The sequence below is a fragment of the Pseudomonas ficuserectae genome (genome assembly GCF_024584585.1).
GTDB classification, from domain to species: Bacteria; Pseudomonadota; Gammaproteobacteria; order Pseudomonadales; family Pseudomonadaceae; genus Aquipseudomonas; species Aquipseudomonas amygdali.
This window is the reverse complement of record NZ_CP085684.1, coordinates 2,325,888-2,345,659: the sequence shown is the minus strand read 5'-3', so window position 1 is coordinate 2,345,659 and position 19,772 is coordinate 2,325,888. Positions and strand designations below refer to the sequence as shown.

Sequence of the window (19,772 nt, the reverse complement as noted above, 5' to 3'; positions counted from 1 at the left end):
GCTAAGCAATCAAATTATCAATTTCCTCCGCTGATAAACGTTTGAGTGCCTCCAGTGATTTAGTCAATTCGTCCAGCGCATGGTCACTTTCGCCATTTTTTTCTTGCAGCGTGGTGCAGAAGTCCGTCAGCACCGGCTGTTCGAACAGGTCCTTGAGGCCGACCTCGCGCTGCAACTGCTCACGTACTCGCACCAGCATCTGTACCGCCAGCAGCGAGTGGCCGCCGAGTTCGAAGAAGTTGTCGCTACGACCGACCTGCTCGACCTTCAGCACATCGGCCCAGATCGCCGCCAGTTGCTGCTCAAGCTCGCCTTGCGGAGCGATATAGGCCGCTTGCAGCCGGCTGGCATCCGGCGCGGGCAGCGCCTTGCGGTCCAGCTTGCCGTTGGCGGTCAGCGGCATCTTGTCGAGGACGATGAAATGCGTCGGCACCATGTAATCCGGCAGATGCGACCGGAGTTCGGTCTTCAGAGTTTCGCGCAGGCTTTGCTGGTCGTGGTCAAGCTGGGCTGGGACTAGATACGCGGCCAATTGCCCGTCCACGGCCAGCACCATCACTTCGCGCACGGCCGGGTGCGCTTGCAGCCGCGCTTCGATTTCACCCAGTTCAATGCGGAAACCACGGATCTTCACCTGATGGTCGATACGCCCGGCGTACTCGATCACTCCAGCAGCGCGATAACGGGCCAGGTCGCCGGTGCGGTACAGACGACCGCCGTCGCTGGAGAACGGGTCCGGCACGAAGCGTTCGGCAGTCAGCGCCGCACGGTTGTGATAACCCCGCGCCAGACCCGCATGGCCGATGTGCAGCTCACCGCTGCAACCCTGGGCGACCGGGTTGAAATCCGCGTCCAGCACGTACCACGACAAATCCGGGATCGCCTCGCCAATCGGGCTGGCCGGGTTTTGCGTGTCGGCCTCGGTTATTGGCCTGTAGGTCACGTGAACCGTGGTTTCGGTAATGCCGTACATGTTGATCAACTGCGCTGCCTGATCGCCGAAACGGTCGAACCACGGCTTCAGGCTGGCCACGTCCAGCGCTTCGCCGCCGAAGATGACTTTTTCCAGTGACATCGGTACGGGCGAATCACACGCCACACGCATCAACTGCTTGAACGCCGACGGCGTCTGGTTGAGCACTGTGACCTGCTGTTCAACCAGCAGCGCATGGAAGTATTCCGGCGAGCGGGTCACTTCACGCGGCACGATCACCAGTCGGCCGCCGTGCAGCAGCGCGCCGAAAATCTCCCAAACCGAGAAGTCGAAAGCGAATGAATGGAACAGCGTCCACACGTCCTTTTCGCTGAATTTGAACCAGTCATCCGTGGCAGCAAACAGGCGCATCAGGTTGTGATGAGCGAGCAAGGTAGCTTTTGGCTTGCCGGTCGAGCCCGAGGTGTAGATCACGTAGGCCAGGTTGTCCGGCGAGGTCTGGTTGACCGGGTTTTCGGTGCTGTTACCGTCCAGCGAATCCGCCAGATCCAGTGTCTGAACATGTGCAGGAATCGGCAGTTGGCCCAACAAATGTGCTTGAGTCAGCAACAATTCGATACCGCTGTCCTGCATCAGAAAGCTCAGGCGATCCTGCGGGTAATCCGGATCCAGCGGCACGTATGCACCACCAGCCTTGAGGATCGCCAGCATCCCTACAATCATGTCCAGACTGCGTTCAGCGGCCAGCCCCACGCGAACATCCGGGCCGACGCCCTGCTCGCGCAGTTTATGGGCCAACTGGTTGGCGCGGCTGTTGAGCTGTTGATAGCTCAATTGCTCGCCAGCAAAAGTCAGGGCGATGGCCAACGGCGTGCGCTCGGCCTGGGTTTCGATACGTTGATGGGCGCACTGCCCGGTCGGGTAATGCTGCACGCTTTGCGTCCAGGCAGTCGGCAGGGTCAACTCGCCGAGACGTGCCGTCGCGGATGTACTGAGGCTTTGCAGCAAGTGATCGAAATGCGCCGCCAGTTGCAGAATGCCTTCTGCACTGAAGTGTTGGCGGTCGTAACTGAAACGTACCGACAGCACATCGTTGGCCTCGACCACCAGTGTCAGCGGGTAATGCGCTTGCTCCTGATTGCGCAGGTCGCTGAACGTCAGACCGTCCGGCGCGCGCTGCAAGGCTTCAGACACCGGGTAGTTTTCGAATACCAGTATGTTGTCGAACAGCGCCTCGCCACTGTTACGTGCCCAGCGCTGGATGTCATACAGCGGCGTGTGCTCATGCTCGCGCAAGGCAATGTTCTTCGCCTGCACCTGCTGCACCCAGTCGCCGACAGTCTGTTCCGAACGCGGGCTGGCGATCACCGGCAAGGTGTTGATGAACAGGCCCAGTTGCTCCTCGACGCCCGGCAATTCAGCCGGACGCCCGGCCACCGTGGCACCAAAGGTCACGCTGGACTGACCGGTATAGCGTTGCAGCAGCAACAGCCAGGCGGATTGCACCAGCGTATTGAGGGTCACGTGCTGCTCGCAGGCAAACTCGCTCAAGCGCCGGGTGCCGTCGGCGTCGATCAACTGGATGTAATCACCATAGCCCTGCTGATCGGTTGATGCTTTGAAGGCTTGCAGCAAGCGGGTCGGCTCATCCAGTTCAGCCAGCTCTGCGGTCCAGAAGCGCTCGCTGACATCAGCGTCCTGATCCTGCAGCCACTGGATGTAATCGCGATAACGTCCCGCCTGTTTCGGCGGCGCCTGACCGCTGTAGCGTTGCAGCACTTCGCCCAGCAGCCGCGAGCTGCTCCAGCCGTCCATCAAAATATGGTGACTGGTGTAGACCAGCTGCCACGCGTCGTCGCCAGTGCGCACTACCGCCAGGCGCAACAGCGGGCCGTGCGCCAGATCAAAACCCTGCTGACGGTCGGCCTGCGCCCAGTCGTCGAGCCAGTTTTGCGGCTTGCCACGCGCATCCAGCTCGACAAAAGGCAGTGTGACCTGACGTTGCACGACTTGCAGCGACTGTTCGCTCTGGCTGACAAAGCAGCTGCGCAGCACTTCGTGGTTGTTGACCGCTGATTGCCACGCGTTATGGAAACGCGGCACATCCAGCCCGCTGATGCTCACGCGCATCTGGTTGATGTAGTTGCCCGCGCTCTCATCGAACAGCGAGTGGAACAGCATGCCCTGCTGCATCGGCGACAGCGGGTAGATGTCTTCGATCTCGCCCGCAGCAATCGGCAAGCCGTCGAGTTGCGTTTGAGTGAGGCGCGCCAGCGGAAAGTCCGACGGTGTGACGCCCTGATGCCCGGCGGTGCAGTGGTCGATCAGCGTGGTCAGCGCCTGCTCGTAGCGGCGCGCCAGGGTATCGATGGTCGAGGCGTGGTACGCCTCACGGCTGAAGCTCCAGTCCAGTTGCAGCTGGCCATCGAACACCTGACCGTTGAGGCTCAGCCAGTTGCCCAGCGGGCCGTCTTCGCACAGCGCAGTGCCAGTTTTGTCGGCACTCGGCACGAACAACGCGCCTTGTTGTTCGTTGAAGCTGCCGTCGAACTGGCCCAGGTAATTGAACGTGACCCGCGCCTGCGGCAAGGCGGCCAATTGTTGCGTAAACGACGGCTCGCCGAGATAACGTAATACGCCGTAACCAATACCTTTGTTCGGCACAGCACGCAGTTGTTCCTTGATGCCGCACAGGCTCGCACCCGGAGCAATGTGTGGCGTGAGGCGAACCGGAAACAGGCTGCTGAACCAGCCGACGGTACGGCTGAGATCGGTGTCGTCAAACAAGTCTTCGCGGCCATGCCCTTCCAGCTGGATCAGCACCGACGGCTGCTGACTCCACTCGCACAACACTTGCGCCAGCGCGGTCAACAGCAGATCGTTGACTTGCGTGCGGTACGCGGCAGGTGCAACTTTCAGCAGCTTGTGGGTCAGGTCCTTGCTCAACCAGGATGACGCATGGGCCGCATCGCGATTGCGCATCGAACCTTCGGGCTTGTCGCGCGGCAGCGGTTGATCGTCGCCCTGTAAAGCGTGTAGCCAGTAATCGCGCTCGGCTGTCAGCGTTTCGCCGGTCGCATACTGTTGCAATTGCTCAGCCCAATGCTTGAGCGACGTGGTTTTCGCTGCCAACGCCACAAGCTGGCCCTTAGTCAGGGCGACGTAAGCCTGTTGCAAGTCTTCCAGCAGCACCCGCCACGACACGCCATCCACCACCAAGTGATGGATCACCAGCAACAAACGCTGCTCGCCCTGCGGCAGGTTGACCAACAGCGCCCGCAGCAGCGGACCGTTTTTCAGGTCAAGACTGCGCTGCGCCTCGTCGGCCAGTTCAGGCAAGCGCTCGATGCTGTCCAGCTCATGAACCCACAGCAGGTCGCGAGTGTTCAGTGCGCCGAATGTGGCTTGCCATTGGCCGTCTTGCTGGGTGAAACCCAGACGCAGCGCGTCGTGCTGTTCGATCAGCGCGGTCAGTACAGCTTGAAGATGGATTGCATCCAGCGTTTGCAGGGGCTTGAGCATCAGCGCCTGATTCCAGTGCTGACGCTCGGGAATGTCCAGTTCGAAGAAGCGCGCCTGAATCGGCAGCAACGGCAGCGAGCCACTGATCTGTTCGACCGGCGCAGCAGGCTTTTTCTGGATCAGTTTTGCCACCGAGGCCAACTGGCTGATGGTCTGTTTTTCGAACAACTGCTTGGGGCTGAGCTTGATGCCTTGGCGCTTGGCGCGGGCGATGATCTGCAGGCTAAGGATCGAGTCGCCGCCCAGTTCGAAGAAGTTGTCGGTGCTGCCGACTTGTTCCAGTTTCAGCATGTCCGCCCATACGGCGGCGAGCTTCTCCTCGATCTCGCCGACCGGCGCGGTGTAGCGCTGCTTGACCACGCCCGGCTTGGGCAAGGCGCGCTTGTCGAGTTTGCCGTTGGCGGTCAGCGGCAGGCTGACCAGCAGCATGATCTGTGCGGGCACCATGTAATCGGGCAAGCGTGCAGCCAATTGCTCGCGCAGGTTGTCGACGGTCAGGCTGGCACCGGCTGCCGCGACGCAATAGGCCACCAGTTGCAGACGGGATTCATCTTCATCGACAGGCAATGCCAGCACGCTGGCTTGCGCAACCGAAGGCAGGTTCAGCAGCACCCGCGCCACTTCGGCAGGCTCGACACGATAACCGCGCACTTTGACTTGATCGTCGGCACGGCCGATGAATTCCAGCAAGCCCTGATGATTGCGACGCATGCGGTCGCCGCTGCGATAGGCGCGTGCGCCATTCTCTGCAAACGGGTCCGGCACGAAACGCTCGGCGGTCAGCGCAGGCTGACCGATGTAGCCCAGCGCGACACTGTCGCCACCGATGTACAGCTCGCCCGCCACCTGAGTGCCAACGGGGTTCAGCACATCATCCAGCACATAAGCACTGGCCCCCGGCAATGGCGCACCGACCGGCACCTTAGTGGATAGATATAAACCTTGTGGGAGCGAGCCGGGCGACGCTTCGCTTGCTCGCGAAAGCGGTAGTAGAGCCTCAGCCTTTTGCAAGCCTGTGCTGGCCTCTTCGCGAACAAGTTCGCTCCCACAGGGGATCGTGTCCACTTTCAATTCATGGGTCAGTACGCCAACAGTGGTTTCGCTCGGGCCGTAGTGGTTGATCACCCGGCAATCCGGTTTGAGCTGACGCACCTGCTCGACCAGCGCAGGCGAACAGGCTTCGCCGCCGACGATCAGTGCATGCTGCGGCAACACATCGGCAGGCTGGCTGGCCTGCAACAGCGCGGCCAGATGACCGGGCACGATCTTCAGCACGCCAACCTGATGCTCGGCCATGTAAGCCGCAAAGGCATCCGGGTCGAAACCCAGCGCCTCGGTCAGCACATGCAGCGTACGTCCTGAACACAGCGCGCCGAACAGCACGGTATGACCAAGGTCGGCGGCGATGGTCGAGACCAGCGCCATGCTCGCCTCGGGAGCCAGTTGCAACTGCTCCAGCAGTCCACGCACGTAAGAGGCCAGCGCGCCCTGGCTGACCAATACGCCCTTGGGCTGACCGGTGGAGCCGGAGGTATGAATAACGTAAGCCGCTGAATCGGCTGACAGCGTGATATCAGGACGACTGACCGGCAAGTCCTGCCACAGCGCAGGTGTCCAGGCCAGGCCCTCACAACCGGCAACATCCAGTGACGTCTGACGCACATCGCCTTCGGCGCACAGCAGCACTTTGGCCTGGGCGTTGCTCAGCATCTTTTGCAGGCGCGCATCCGGGGCTTTGACGTCCAGCGGCATGTACACACCACCGGCCTTGAAGATCGCCAGCACCGCCGTGAGCCAGTCCAGCGAACGCTCCATCAACACCGCAACCGGCTGGCCTTCGCCAATACCCATCCGGATCAGATGATGGGCCAGCTGATTGGCGGCCTGATCCAGCTCCAGTGTCGTCAGGCTGCGATCAAGACACTGGGCAGCCAGTGCATGCGGCTGGTGTTCAACCTGTTGGCCCCATAGCTGAAGCATGTGCGGCGCGGGTTCGCGCACTTCGCGTGGTGGCTCGATTGCCAGTGCACCGAGGCTGAACAACGGCGCCTGCGGCGCATCGAGCAGGGTTTTGAACAGCGCAAGCATTTCGGGAATGAACCCTTCGACGGTGGCGCGTCGATACAGGTCGCTGGCGTAGGCCATGTCGCCATGAATCAGTGTGCCGTCGTCGGTGATGTCCAGCGCCAGATCGAAATGCGCGCCCTGCTTGTCGAAGGCGTATTCGCTGACTTCCAGCCCGGCCAGCTTGAGCGCGGTTTTCTGTTTGAGGATTACGTTCTGGTTGAACTTGGCCTGAAACAGCGGGTTGTGGCCCAGGCTGCGCTCGGGTGCCAGTTGATCGACCAGTTGCTCAAAGGGTACGTCCTGATGCGCCTGCGCGCCGAACGAGGTGTCACGGATCTGCGCCAGCAGGTCAAGGTAGCTGAGGCGCTCGTCCACCTGGCAGCGCAAAACCTGAGTATTGATGAAGAAGCCGATCAACCCTTCGGTTTCAGCACGACCGCGGTTGGCGTTTGGCACGCCGATGCGGATATCGCGCTGCCCGGCCTTGCGCGACAGAAACAGCGAAAAACCGGCCAGCACCAGCATGAACAGGGTCATGCCCTGCGTGCGCGCAAAGGCGTTGAGCTGGCGCGACAGATCAGCGCCGAAATCAAAGCGCAGGTGCTCGCCCTGATAGCTTTGTGTCACCGGGCGCGGGAAATCCTGCGCGGCGTCCAGCAAAGGTTGTTCGTCACCCAACTGGCTGCGCCAGTAATCCAGTTGCCGCGCGCCCTCGCCCGCCTCCAGCCAGCTGCGCTGCCAGATAGCATAGTCGGCGTATTGCAGCGGCAGCTCTGGCAGCGCTGGTTCGCGACCTTCGCAATACGCCTGATAGCAGTGCACGAACTCCTGAATCATGACGTCCATCGACCAGCCGTCGGAGACGATGTGGTGCATGCTCACCACCAGCACATGCTCGTCACTGGCAAGACGGAACAGGTGCGCACGCAGCAACGGGCCTGTACGCAAATCAAACGGCTGGCTGGTGACGGTAATAACTCGCAACGCCAGTTCGGCATCGCGCAGTTCGACATCAGCCAGACCGGACAAATCAATGCTGTCCAGCGCCACGGTCTGATCATGCAGCAGCACTTGCTGCGCCTGATCACCGTCGGTATGGAACACGGTACGCAGCACCTCATGGCGCTCGATCAGATGATCAAAGGCGCGGCGCAATGCCGACTCGTTCAGCGGGCCTTGCAGACGCAGGCCGGTGGTCATCTTGTAGGCGTCGCTCTGCGGGTCGAGCTGCCAGAGGAACAGCAGGCGTTGCTGGGCGAACGACAGCGGAATCGCGCTGAAATCATGACGGCTGACCGGTACCGGCAACAGGCTGAAATCCTTGCCTTCCTGGCGCAAGCGGGCGAGGAACTGCTGGCGTTGTTCCAGAGGCAGGCCGACAAAACGTTTCGCGATGCGTGCAGCGGTGGTCCCGGTCATGCGCCAAATTCCTCCAGTGAGTCCATGAACTGGTCCATGTCGCTCCAGTCGTTATCCGTGGTGTTGTCGGTCAGCGCGGCCACTTCGAAGGCGAGATCGCTGAGCAGCGGTTTTTCAAACAGGGTGCGCAACGGCAGGCTGATGCCCAGTCGCGTCTTGATCCGGGCGATGACTTGCGCGGCAAGCAACGAATGGCCGCCCAGCTCGAAAAAGTGATCATCCAGACCGACCTGCTGTGCGTGCAGGACTTCTTGCCAAATAGCAGCGAGGCAGATTTCCACATCGCTGTGCGGCGCGCGATAACGCGCCTGCAACTGGCTTGAATCGGGCGCTGGCAGTGCCTTGCGGTCCAGTTTGCCGCTGGGCGTGAGTGGCAACTCCGGGAGCAGCAATAAATGCGTCGGCACCATGTAATCCGGCAGGCTGGATTGCAACTGGCTCTTGATGCCCTGGCGCAGCGCCAGTTGCTCGGCGTCGCCGTTCGCCATGACCTGCGGCACCACGTAAGCGACCAGCTGCGTGCTGCCCGTCAGCTCGACAGCCAGTACCACCGCTTCACGCACGCCTGTGCATTGCTGCAGGCGCGATTCGATTTCGCCCAGTTCAATACGGAAACCGCGGATTTTCACTTGATGGTCGACCCGACCGATGTACTCGACAGCGCCGTCAGCGCGCAGCCTGGCGCGGTCACCGGTGCGATACAGGCGCTCACCGGGCACGAACGGATCAGCCACGAAACGCTCGGCGCTCAGGCCGGGCTGGGCGTGATAACCCCGCGCCAGGCCGGGGCCGCCGATATACAACTCGCCCACTGCACCCTGCGGCAGCAGATTCAGTTGATCGTCGAGCACGTACAGCCGTCGTCCCGCCAGCGCTCTGCCAATCGGCACACCGCGCCACGACACCTGTTCCGCAGTCAGTGCACTGCAATCGTGAATGCTCGATACCACCGTAGCTTCGGTCGGCCCATAGGTGTTGAGCAGGCGCACGTGCCCGAGCCCGGCCTTGTGCCACAGGCGCAGGCCTTCGACGGCCATCGCCTCGCCACCGACGTGAATCTGCCGCAGCGCGCCGTAATGCGCAGGCGGGCTGGCGGCAAAATCCTGAACCAGTGTCAGCCAGTAGGCCGCAGGCAGGTCAGCCAGGGTTACGCCATGTTCGACGACAGCCTGATGGAAGGTGGCGCTGTCCCACAAACGCTCGTCACGCAACACCACGGCCGCGCCGCGACACAGCGGTGGGTAGAACTGCTCGACGAAGCCGTCGAAGCTATGGGTGGCAAATTGCAGCACCCGGTCGCCTTCGCGCAAGTCACTGTAGTTCGCGCCCAGCGTTATAAATTCGGCCAGCGCGCCATGACTGATCGCCACGCCTTTTGGCCGACCGGTAGAGCCCGAGGTGTAGATCACGTAGGCCAGATTGGCCGGATCAACGGCAATGTCCGTGTTTTGCGGGCTGGCTGCCGCACTGCTCATCTGATCGATGCACAGGCACTGAATACCCGCCAGCTCAGGCAGCGTCGTCTTTTGCTGGCTGTGGGTCAGCAGCAGTTTCAGGCCGCTGTCCTGCAGCACATGACGTAGACGCTCGCTCGGCGCGCTCAGGTCCAGCGGCACATAGGCACCGCCTGTCTTGAGCACAGCCAGCAGCGCGACGGGCATGTCCAGCGAACGGCCCAGTGCCACGCCGACCAGAACGTCCGGGCCGACGCCTTGCTCACGCAGTTGCCAGGCCAGACGGTTGCTGCGCTCATTCAGTTCGGTGTAACTCAGGCTGGGCGCCTGGCCTTTACGGGCGAGGATCAATGCCGGGGCGCTCGGTGTGCGCTGCACTTGCGCTTCGAACTGGCGATGCGCGGGGGTTGTGGTGTCGGCTTTGGCTGCGCTGTCGATATCCAGCAACTGAGCGCGCTCATCGGTCGACAGCATCGACAGTTCGGCAACGGTTTGCAGCGGGTCGGCACAGACCGACGCCAGCAGGTTGCGCCAATGTGCGGCCAGACGAGCGATGGTCGCCTGGTCGAAAATATCGGTGGCGTAGGTGAAAGCGGCGTTCAGTTGCTCACCTTCGCCGCTGGTGGCAAGCATCAGGTCACTGGCCGCGGCGTGCGAACGCTGGGCAAGTGCCTGTTGCTCGGCAGGCAGATTGGCCACGCGCAGGCCACCGCTCAATTGTTTGTCCAGCAGGTCGGCAACCACCGGCTGGTGGTTGAACATCATTTGAAACAGCGGGTTGTGGCTCTGGCTGCGCTCGGGTTGCAAGGCGTCGATGATCGCGTCGAACGGCAACTCCTGATGCGCCTGAGCACCGGTCGAGGCATTACGCACGGTGTGCAGCAAATCGACAAAGCGCGTCTGCGCCGTCACTTCACTGCGCAGCACTTGGGTGTTGATAAAACAGCCGATCAGCCCTTCGGTTTCGCTGCGGGTGCGGTTGGCGATCAGGCCGCCGACACGAATGTCGGTCTGCCCGCTGTAGCGGTGCAGCAGGCTTTTGAAGGTTGCCAGCAGGACTACGAAAAGGGTCACGCCCTGACGTTGCGCGAGGGTTTTCAGGTTACGCAGCAGCTCGGGCTCCAGCGCCAGTTCCAGGCGCGCGCCATCATGGCTGGGCAGCGCCGGGTACGGGCGGTCTGTGGGCAGCTCCAGTACCGGGTGCTCTTCGCCCAGATGGCTGCGCCAGTAATCCAGCTGACGTTCCTGTTCGCCAGCCTCCAGCCAGCTGCGTTGCCACAGCGCATAGTCGCGGTACTGCACGGGCAGCGGCTGAAAAGGCAGCGGTTTACCAGCCAGCAGCGCATCATAGCCGCGCAGCCATTCGTCGATCAGCACGTTCATCGACCAACCGTCGGTGATCATGTGGTGCAGGTTGAGCAGCAGTAGGTGTTCCTGTTCGGCGAGGCGCAATACCTGCACGGTAAACAATGGCCCGCGCTGCAGGTCGAAGGTCTTCGCCGACTGTTCGGCCATCGCCTGCCGCGCACTCGCCCAGCGCTGTTCGCAAGGCTGCTGGCTCAGGTCGATCAGACGGATGCTGACGGGTGTCGGCGGCGCAACACGCTGAAACGCCCGGTCGCCTTCCTGACCGAAGGTGGTGCGCAGGCTTTCATGCCGCTCGACCAGCGCACTGAAGGCTCGTTCCAGCAACGGCAGCTCCAGCGGGCCATTCAGGCACACCGACATCGGCAGGTTGTAGGCTGCGCTGTGCGGGTCCAATTGCCAGAGAAACCACATGCGTTGCTGGGCATAAGACAGCCCGTCACGCTCGGCCAGCCCTGCGCAGGAAGGGATCGGGAACAGCGAGAAATCCATGTTCTCCTTGCGCATGCCATCGAGAAACAGACGACGTTTTTCAAGGGGCAACTCGACAAAACGACGAGCGAGTTTCTGGGCGTGTTCGGGGTTCATGGGTCGATCCTTGCTGAATGGGGCTGACCGTCGGGCGGGGTCGTATCAACAAGAACGAATTGGCGGGGAAATATTTAGAAAGGTTTGTTGTGGCGTGGAGCGACTCTTCAGGGTTAGGCACAAGTCCGCTTGTGCTTCTGGCCGAAGGCCGTGGGAGCGTCGCCCGGTCCGCTTCCACAAAAGCACCATTACTTGTGTTCATCAGTACCGGCGTCTACGCGGAGCATCGCACGGTAGTTAAAACCTTGTGGGAGCGAACTTGTTCGCGAAAGGGCAGGTACATCCTCCAAAAATGTACCGGCTGAACTACCGTCTTCGCGGACAAGTCCGCTCCCACAAAAGCACGATTACTTGAGTTCTGCAGGACCGGGGTATAACGCTGGCGCGGAGCGTTGGCACGGAAATCAATAAACAACTACTTATCCGAATGCCCCTGCGCCATGGCCACCACCACTTTGCGTTTGCCGGTGAACGGTGCGCGGGAGTGGGCGGTGAGCATGTTGTCGAGCATCAGTACGTCGTTTTCCAGCCATGGGAAGCTGACGGTGCAGTCGTCGAGCACGCCACGAATCTCGTCCAGCAGGCTTTCTTCGAGGGGTGAGCCGTCGCCGTAGTAAACATTGCGCGGCAGGTCTTCTTCATCCACGACATCCAGCAGGGTTTCGCGCACTTCCGGTTGCAGGTTGGAGATGTGAAACAGGTGCGCCTGATTGAACCAGACGGTATCGCCGGTCACTGGATGGCGGGACACGGCCTGGCAGATCTGCCGGGTGCGCAGTTCGCCGTCGTCTTTCCATTCGCACTCGATGTTGTGCGCCCGGCAGTAGGCTTCGACCACGGACTCATCTTCGGTATTGAATACCTGACTCCATTCCACATCGAGCCCGTTGCCGTAGTTACGCACGTACATCAGCTTCTTTTCGATGAAGCGATCACGAATACGCGCCGGAATGCGCCGGTAGATCTCACGGCTGTCGGCAATCGGCGTTTCGCCACCGGTCTGCGCCGCGATCATGCTGTAGAACCAGATCTTCATCGGCCAGTCCAGCGTGTAGGCCTGCTCGTTGTGCAACGGGATGCTCTGATGCGCCGGGTATTCGGTGGAGGTATACACACCCTTGGTCACGTTACTGCGCGGCGTAGAGCCAAACTCGTAGTTGAGCAGCGGATCGCCGAAACCGGCAGCGAACTCACGAAACGCTTCCGCACCGCCGACGTCGAAGCCGCGAAACAGAATGCCGCCCGCGCTGTACAGGTGCGCGGCCACCAGTGGCTTGAGTTCGCCCAGCGCTTCCATCAAGTCCAGACCGGGTTCGGGTGCCTGTACCAGCATGGGCAAGCTGCCCGCCCCTGCAAGCAGCGGCCGGATATCCAAACTCAACGCATGACTCATGATGTCTCTCCCTTGATGGCAAAAGCGCCCGAGCCCCTGCGGCCTGGCGCAACACCAATGTCCAGATTGAACGTACTTCGCCACGAGAAAATTAGCCGTCCAAGCCCTCTTCCTGTGCCATACGGGGGATTCCGGTAGCTCTGAAACAATTTTTTTCATTTAAACGCAAAATATTCCTACAGGAATCTCATTCTCATTCGTCTTTAATTGAATGCGAGGCTTTATATCGCCCGCGCGTACAGACAGAAGGAGTCGCTTTGCGGCTGCTTTACATCGTGAATCGAGATTGTTTATCCATGTCGAAGAAGTCCCGTTCAAAAATCTGGTTTCTCGTCCACAGCTGGCTTGCCCTGCCCATCTGGTTTTTTGTGCTGATCGTCTGTGTGACCGGCACGCTGGCGGTCATCAGCAAGGAAATCATGTGGCTGGCCAACCCGGAGATGCGTGACAACCGCCCCTCCGACGACGCCCAACGCATGAGCTTCGAGCAGATTCGCGCAACCATCGAGCGCAACGAGCCGGACCTCATCGTCGGTACAATCATGCAGCCTGACGGCGATTACTTCGCCCTGAGCGTGTTCGTCACCTACCCGGACGGCCGCTCGGTGCCGGCTTACGTCAACCCTTACACCGGGGTGATTCAGGGCCTCACGCCGTCGTTCGACTTCCGCCGCTTCACCCGCGCGCTGCACGGCTGGTGGCTGGTGCCGTTCACCAATGGCTATTCGTGGGGCTGGTACCTGGTGTCGATTCTCGGCCTGCCCTTGCTCGCGTCGCTGGTGACCGGGCTGGTGGTCTACAAGAAATTCTGGCGCGGCTTTTTCAAGCCGGTACGCTTCAGCCAGGGCCCGCGGATTTTATGGGGCGACCTGCATCGCCTCAGCGGCGTGTGGTCGATCTGGTTCATTGCGGTGATTTCCATCACCGGCACGTGGTTTCTGATTCAGGCGATTCTTGGCGATAACCAGATCAGTATCTCGAGCAAATCCCAGGTTGCCTCGATCATTCCACACAGCACCGTGCCGCTGACTGCCGACGGCCGCCCGGCACCGACCATCAGTCTGGAAAAGGCCGTGGAAATCGCCAAGGAGCGAATTCCAGGTCTTGAAGCCAGCTTCATCACTCCGCCCTTCAATGCCTACAGCAACATGCAGGTTGGCGGGCGCAGCTGGTATCCGCTGATGTTCCAGACCGCCGAAATCAACCCGTACAGTGGCGAAATCGCAGCGTCACACCTGTTGTCGGACCGCAACAAGCTGGAGTTCGTCACCGAATCCATGCGCCCGCTGCACACCGGCGACTTCGGCGGTATCTGGATCAAGCTGATCTGGGCGTTCTTCGGCCTGCTGTTGAGCATGATGGTGCTCAGCGGGCTGCTGATCTGGAGCAAGCGCACCGCGCTGGCGACGCTCAATGCCCTCAAGCGTGAGTCCAGAACCAGCCCGGCCACCTTCACCCCGGCATCGACTCCGGACACCACCCGCTCGCCACTGGCGACCCGCACCCCGGAGAACAGCCTGTGAGCAAGGCCGCTGTTGCACAACCTGCATCGTCGCTGAGTCGTTTCTGGCACAGATGGCGTTTCCACATCAACGTGCTGCTGGTGCTGATTCCGCTGGGCTTCATGCCCAAGTACTTCTCCGACAACGCGCTGGATCGCGGCGATCAGGGCCTTGGCCAACGCGACGTCGGCGAGATTCAGGTCGACCCGTGGAGCCTGCGTCTGGCCGAAGACCGTAACGAAGCCCCGCGCCTGTCCGGCCCGTCGGGCTACATGAAAAGCTTCAATGCCGCGCTGTGCAACGCCTGCATCGACCGGGTCAAGGCCACTTACCTGCGCATCGGCAAACCACGCAGCCTGCGCACCGCCGGGGTTATTTTCTTTGGCGGTGGCTACCGCATGAGTGCGTTCATGCAGATTCCCGAAAACACCAGCGCCGACTCAGACCTGTGGATCACCATGGAAGGCTGGGACGGCGCCGTGCATCAGACTTCCATTCCGCTTCAACAGGCTTCGCCCACCACCGTGGCGTGGCTGAAAAAACAAGGAGCCAAACCATGAGTGCCCGCCCTTCCCTGCGCTGGCTGACGGCCAGCGCCCTGTGCCTGCTTGGCTTGAGTGGCAACGCACTGGCGCACAACCCGATGTGCGAATGCAAACAGATCGACAACGAGCAGATCCGCTGCACCGGCGGTTTTTCCGACGGCAGTGGCGCACCGGGCGTGACCCTCGACGTGATCGGCTATGACGAAACCATCCTGGTGCCCGGCAAGCTGGGTGAGGATTCGACCGTGACCTTCAAGCGTCCGGCTTCCGAGTTCTATGTGCTGTTCGATGCCGGCCCCGGCCATGTGGTGGAAATCGATCAGGCGGACATCCCCAGCCCATGAGTGCGCCAACCCGACAAATCGTCCGCCCGGCCGGCGCCGGGCATGAAACCCTGTACGTCCTGCTGCTGTGCCTGCTGATCCTCGGCGTCGCGGCCGGGGTAGTCAGCCTGCACCGTGATACTCAGGAAACACACAGCCTTGCCAGCCATCAGCTTGATGCGCGACGAGACCTGACCGCTGCCGAACAAGGCATCTACGCCGACCTGCGCGTGACCCTCGACGAAATTCGCCTGCTGGCAACCGAACAGCAAACCCCTGTTACCCCGCAACAACTGGGTGACGAGGGCTTTGCGCCGTTCGCCCAGGACGCCAGTTCGGTGAGCCGTGGCGGTCACGCGTGGCAAATGGTCGAGCAGTCCTATCTGGGCCTGAGCCAGACGCCGAACGTGGCCGGCTCGTTTCTGATGCGCATCGATTCGGACAACCAGCCTGACATCTGGATCAACCGCAGCGCCTCGATCGCACCTGTCAGCGACCTCGGCGACAAAGCCCTGGTCGAAGCGGGCTGGAAACAGGTCGTCGCGCAATTCGATGCTGGCGTAACCCGTCAGCACCCACACTGAAACTTCGCATTCCTTTGAAAGAAGACCGCTTGCCCATGCCTATTTCATTCAAACGCCATCCCTTGCTGCGCGTCCTGTTGGCAGGGTTGTTTGCCGCCCTGCTGGCACCGTCCAGCTACGCCGCCGACCCGGCCAAGCGCCTGCGCATCGGCATCACGCTGCACCCGTATTACAGCTACGTGAGCAATATTGTCGGTGACAAGGCCGACGTCGTGCCGCTGATCCCGGCCGGTTTCAACCCGCATGCCTACGAACCGCGCGCCGAGGACATCAAGCGCATCGGTTCGCTGGACGTGATCGTGCTCAATGGCGTCGGCCACGACGATTTCGCCGACCGCATGATCGCGGCCAGCGAAACGCCGAACATCAAGACCATCGAAGCCAACGCCGACGTACCGTTGCTGGCCGCCACCGGGGTTGCAGCACGCGGCGCAGGCAAGGTGGTCAACCCGCACACCTTTCTGTCGATCAGCGCATCCATCGCCCAGGTCAACAACATCGCCCGCGAGCTGGGCAAGCTGGATCCGGACAACGCCAAAACCTACACCGCCAACGCCCGCGCCTATGGCAAGCGCCTGCGGCAGATGCGCGCCGACGCCCTCGCCAAACTGACCAAGGCCCCCAACGCCGACCTGCGCGTGGCCACGGTACACGCCGCCTACGACTACCTGCTGCGTGAATTCGGCCTGGAAGTGACAGCAGTGGTGGAACCGGCACATGGCATCGAGCCCAGCCCGAGCCAGTTGAAAAAGACCATCGACCAACTGCGCGAACTGGATGTGAAGGTGATCTTCTCGGAGATGGATTTCCCGTCCACCTACGTCGACACCATCCAGCGTGAATCCGGGGTCAAGCTGTACCCGCTGTCACACATTTCCTATGGCGAATACACCGCCGACAAGTACGAGAAGGAAATGGCCGGCAACCTCGACACCGTGGTGCGGGCCATTCAGGAGTCGGGCACATGACTGTCGCGCAGAACCTCGACATCGTCAGCCAGGGGCCAGGCATCGAGTTCAACCAGGTGAGCCTGACCCTGGGCCGCACGACGATTCTCGACCGCGTGCATTTCAACGTGCGCGCTGGCAGCGTACACGCGCTGGTCGGGCCGAACGGCGGCGGCAAAAGCTCGCTGATCAAGACCCTGCTCGGGCAGACACCGCATCAAGGCCAATTGAGCCTGCAATGGCCTGCCGCGCCGGGCCTGATTGGCTATGTGCCGCAGGCGCTGGAGTTCGATCGCGGCCTGCCGATGACCGTCGACGATTTCATGGCTGCCATGTGCCAACGACGCCCGGCGTTTATGGGCTTGTCGAAACACTACGCGGCAGCAATTGGCGATGCGCTGGAACGGGTCGGCATGCAGGACAAGCGCAAGCGGCGCATGGGCGCGTTGTCCGGTGGTGAACGGCAGCGCGTGCTGCTGGCGCAGGGGCTGATTCCTGCGCCGCAATTACTGGTGCTGGATGAGCCGATGTCGGCTCTGGATGAAGCTGGCATTCAAGTCTTCGAGCGCCTGCTTGGTGACTGGCGCCGAAGCGGTATCACCGTGCTGTGGATCGAGCACGATCTGGATGCGGTGCGGCGTCTGGCGGATCAGGTGACCGGGCTCAATCGCCGCGTATTGTTCGACGAGCCTGCCGCCACGGCACTGACGCCGGAACGCCTGCTGACGTTGTTTTCTGCTCATCCGCGCACTGCCGATGCCGTTAACGGGAGCGCTGCGTGATGGATTACGAAACGTTTCGCCTGTTCATTCAGGGCCTCGCTTCATCCGGCTATCTGCCGGAGGCGCTGGCCTATGGCTTTGTGGTCAACGCCCTGCTTGCGGGCCTGTTGATCGGCCCGGTGCTGGGCGGTCTGGGCACGCTGGTGGTGGTCAAGCGCTTTGCGTTCTTCTCCGAAGCGGTGGGCCATGCGGCACTGACCGGCGTGGCCATCGGTATTCTGCTCGGTGAGCCGTACACCGGGCCTTATGGCGCGCTGTTCGGCTATTGCCTGCTGTTCGGTATCGTCCTCAACTACCTGCGCAACCGAACCGGACTGGCACCGGACACGCTGATTGGCGTGTTCCTCTCAGTGTCCCTGGCGCTCGGCGCAAGCCTGCTGCTGGTGCTGGCCGGCAAGATCAACGTGCACATTCTGGAAAACGTGCTGTTCGGCTCGGTACTGACTGTCAACGGCAATGACCTGCTGGTGTTGCTGATCGTTGGTTCGCTGGTCATGGGCCTGAGCCTGCCGTTGTACAACCGCATCATGCTGGCCAGCTTCAATCCGCAACTGGCTGCGGTGCGCGGCGTGGCAGTGAAGGCGCTGGATTACCTGTTCGTGATTCTGGTCACACTGATCACCGTTGCCGCCGTGAAAGTCATCGGCGCGATTCTGGTCGGTGCGTTGCTGGTGATTCCAGCGGCGGCGGCACGCCTGTTGAGCCAGTCGCTGAAAGGCTTTTTCTGGATTTCAGTGGCCATCGCAACCGTCAGCACCCTGTGCGGCATTCTGCTGCCTATCGTCTTCGACCTGCCTGTGCCGTCCGGCGCGGCGATCATTCTGGTGGCTGGCGTTGCCTTTGCCCTGGCCGCCATCGCCCGCGGCACGCTGCCCGCCCTGAAAGGGAATATTGGATAAATGCCTACTTTACGTACATTGACCCTGGCGCTGGCCATGACCGGCCTGTTCAGCAACAGCCTGTATGCCGCCGACGCCAAAGCCGACAGCGCTCAACCGGTACGGGTGCTGGCCAGCCTGCCGATTACCTACGGGCTGGGGGAAATTCTGCTCAAGGACAGCGGTGTCATGCTGGAACGCGCTGCCGCGGCCAACCTGCCCGGCTCGCGCCAGACTGCTTACTTCACAGGGCGCGGTGCCGATGCATTGCGCGGCTTGGCGAACAACGCCGATGCGGTAATCGGCTTGCGGTCGATCTGGGCCGATGACCCGCTTTACCCGAACGCACGCCGCAGTAATATTCGCATCGTCGAAATTGATGCAGCCCGCCCGGTGGACGGTGGTTTACCGGGGATTGCCGTGCAGCCGGGCCAGGGCACTGACGGGCTGAACAGTCAGCCGTGGCTGGCGAGCAACAACATGGGGCGCATGGCCGATGTGCTGGCGGCGGACCTTGTGCGCCTGGCACCGAGTGCGAAGCCGAAGATCGAGGCCAATCTGGCGGCGTTCAAGCAGCAGTTGCTCAAGCTGAGTGCCAGCAGCGAAGCGGCACTGGCCGGTGCCGACAACTTAAGTGTGGTGAGTTTGTCAGACCACTTCGGCTACCTGATCAGCGGGCTGAATCTGGAGCTGATCGACAGCCAGGTGCTGACCGACGAACAGTGGACGCCCGAGGCATTGAGCAAACTGAGCGCGACCCTCAAGGATAACGACGTGGCGCTGGTGCTTGATCATCGTCAGCCGCCAGAAGCGGTGAAGTCTGCAATTGAAGCGGCAGGCAGCACGTTGCTGGTGTTGGGGATTGATGGCGCTGATCCGCTGGCGGAGTTGCAGGGGGATATTCAGGGGGTTATCGGGGTGCTGGCTGGCAAGGGGTGAGGTTATCGTTGCTCACGCTCCAGCGTGGGGAATGCAGGTCGCGACGCTCTGCGTCGCACGATAGCCGCGCGGAGCATCGGCACGATAGTTGAGATTATCGTTCCGCACGCTCCAGCGTGGGAATGCAGGTTGCGACGCTCTGCGTCGCAAAGAGGACGCGGAGCGTCCAGAACGGCATGACGACGCGGAGCGTCGCACGATAGCCAGTTGCGGAGCGTCGCACGATAGTCAAGGCTGTACCGGCCTCTTCGCGAGCAAGCTCGCCCCCACAGGACTTGTGTATAACACTCAATCAGGCCGTCTGCGCTTCCATTTTCTGGCGCAGGCTCAGGGGGCGCATGTCGGTCCAGACTTCTTCGATGTAGGCCAGGCACTCTTTCTTGAAGCCGCTTTTGCCAACGGTGCGCCAGCCGTTGGGGATGGCTTTGTAGTCGGGCCAGATCGAATACTGTTCTTCGTGGTTGACCACAACTTGAAAGACGATGTCTTCCCGATCGAATACTGAAGTCATTGCTGTTCTCCGTGTTGGT

Annotated in this window: 12 protein-coding genes; 8 read left to right on the top strand and 4 right to left on the bottom strand. The window is 61.4% G+C overall.

What is annotated here, in order from left to right:
* Nucleotide 1: 1 nt before the first annotated feature.
* From LJU29_RS10370 to LJU29_RS10360, 3 genes are all read right to left on the bottom strand, one after another.
* Nucleotides 2-7,942, bottom strand: a complete 7,941-nt coding sequence (locus LJU29_RS10370) for a non-ribosomal peptide synthetase (protein WP_257112248.1) — start codon at nucleotides 7,940-7,942, stop codon at nucleotides 2-4.
* Nucleotides 7,939-11,349 (bottom strand): non-ribosomal peptide synthetase, encoded by a 3,411-nt coding sequence (locus LJU29_RS10365; RefSeq protein ID WP_257112247.1) that lies wholly within the window; start codon nucleotides 11,347-11,349, stop codon nucleotides 7,939-7,941. Before LJU29_RS10365 ends, LJU29_RS10370 begins: the two co-directional genes overlap by 4 nt.
* 415 nt (nucleotides 11,350-11,764) lie before the next feature.
* Complete coding sequence (locus tag LJU29_RS10360; RefSeq protein WP_005746825.1) at nucleotides 11,765-12,742, bottom strand: TauD/TfdA family dioxygenase; 978 nt, start codon at nucleotides 12,740-12,742, stop codon at nucleotides 11,765-11,767.
* 296 nt (nucleotides 12,743-13,038) lie between these two features.
* On the opposite strand from LJU29_RS10360, the gene LJU29_RS10355 reads away from it, so the two are divergent.
* Genes LJU29_RS10355 through LJU29_RS10320 form a run of 8 tightly spaced genes read left to right on the top strand, consistent with a single transcriptional unit; the run spans nucleotide 13,039 to nucleotide 19,242 of the window.
* Entirely contained in the window at nucleotides 13,039-14,265 is a 1,227-nt protein-coding gene (locus LJU29_RS10355) for a PepSY-associated TM helix domain-containing protein (protein ID WP_257112246.1), read from the top strand.
* Nucleotides 14,262-14,804, top strand: a complete 543-nt coding sequence (locus LJU29_RS10350) for a PA2404 family protein (protein WP_257112244.1) — start codon at nucleotides 14,262-14,264, stop codon at nucleotides 14,802-14,804. The genes LJU29_RS10355 and LJU29_RS10350 overlap by 4 nt, the downstream gene beginning before the upstream one ends.
* The gene (locus LJU29_RS10345) at nucleotides 14,801-15,133 is read left to right on the top strand and encodes a hypothetical protein (protein WP_004664615.1); all 333 of its coding nucleotides are present in this window, start codon (nucleotides 14,801-14,803) and stop codon (nucleotides 15,131-15,133) included. The genes LJU29_RS10350 and LJU29_RS10345 overlap by 4 nt, the downstream gene beginning before the upstream one ends.
* Nucleotides 15,130-15,696 carry a DUF6162 family protein gene (locus tag LJU29_RS10340; RefSeq protein ID WP_054076454.1) on the top strand — a complete coding sequence of 189 codons (567 nt, stop codon included), beginning with the start codon at nucleotides 15,130-15,132 and terminating at the stop codon, nucleotides 15,694-15,696. Before LJU29_RS10345 ends, LJU29_RS10340 begins: the two co-directional genes overlap by 4 nt.
* Before the next feature lie 35 nt (nucleotides 15,697-15,731).
* Nucleotides 15,732-16,664 (top strand): metal ABC transporter substrate-binding protein, encoded by a 933-nt coding sequence (locus LJU29_RS10335; RefSeq protein WP_054076453.1) that lies wholly within the window; start codon nucleotides 15,732-15,734, stop codon nucleotides 16,662-16,664.
* Nucleotides 16,661-17,425 carry a metal ABC transporter ATP-binding protein gene (locus tag LJU29_RS10330; protein WP_005746819.1) on the top strand — a complete coding sequence of 255 codons (765 nt, stop codon included), beginning with the start codon at nucleotides 16,661-16,663 and terminating at the stop codon, nucleotides 17,423-17,425. The genes LJU29_RS10335 and LJU29_RS10330 overlap by 4 nt, the downstream gene beginning before the upstream one ends.
* A complete protein-coding gene (locus tag LJU29_RS10325; RefSeq protein ID WP_005734064.1) occupies nucleotides 17,425-18,324 on the top strand; it encodes a metal ABC transporter permease in 900 nt (299 codons plus the stop codon). The genes LJU29_RS10330 and LJU29_RS10325 overlap by 1 nt, the downstream gene beginning before the upstream one ends.
* Nucleotides 18,325-19,242, top strand: coding sequence for a metal ABC transporter substrate-binding protein (locus LJU29_RS10320; protein ID WP_257112242.1), 918 nt, complete (start codon nucleotides 18,325-18,327; stop codon nucleotides 19,240-19,242). It begins immediately after the preceding gene.
* Between the two features lie 292 nt (nucleotides 19,243-19,534).
* Here the strand turns inward: LJU29_RS10320 and LJU29_RS10315 are convergent, their stop codons facing one another.
* Nucleotides 19,535-19,753, bottom strand: coding sequence for an MbtH family protein (locus LJU29_RS10315; protein ID WP_003304661.1), 219 nt, complete (start codon nucleotides 19,751-19,753; stop codon nucleotides 19,535-19,537).
* Between the last annotated feature and the right edge of the window lie 19 nt (nucleotides 19,754-19,772).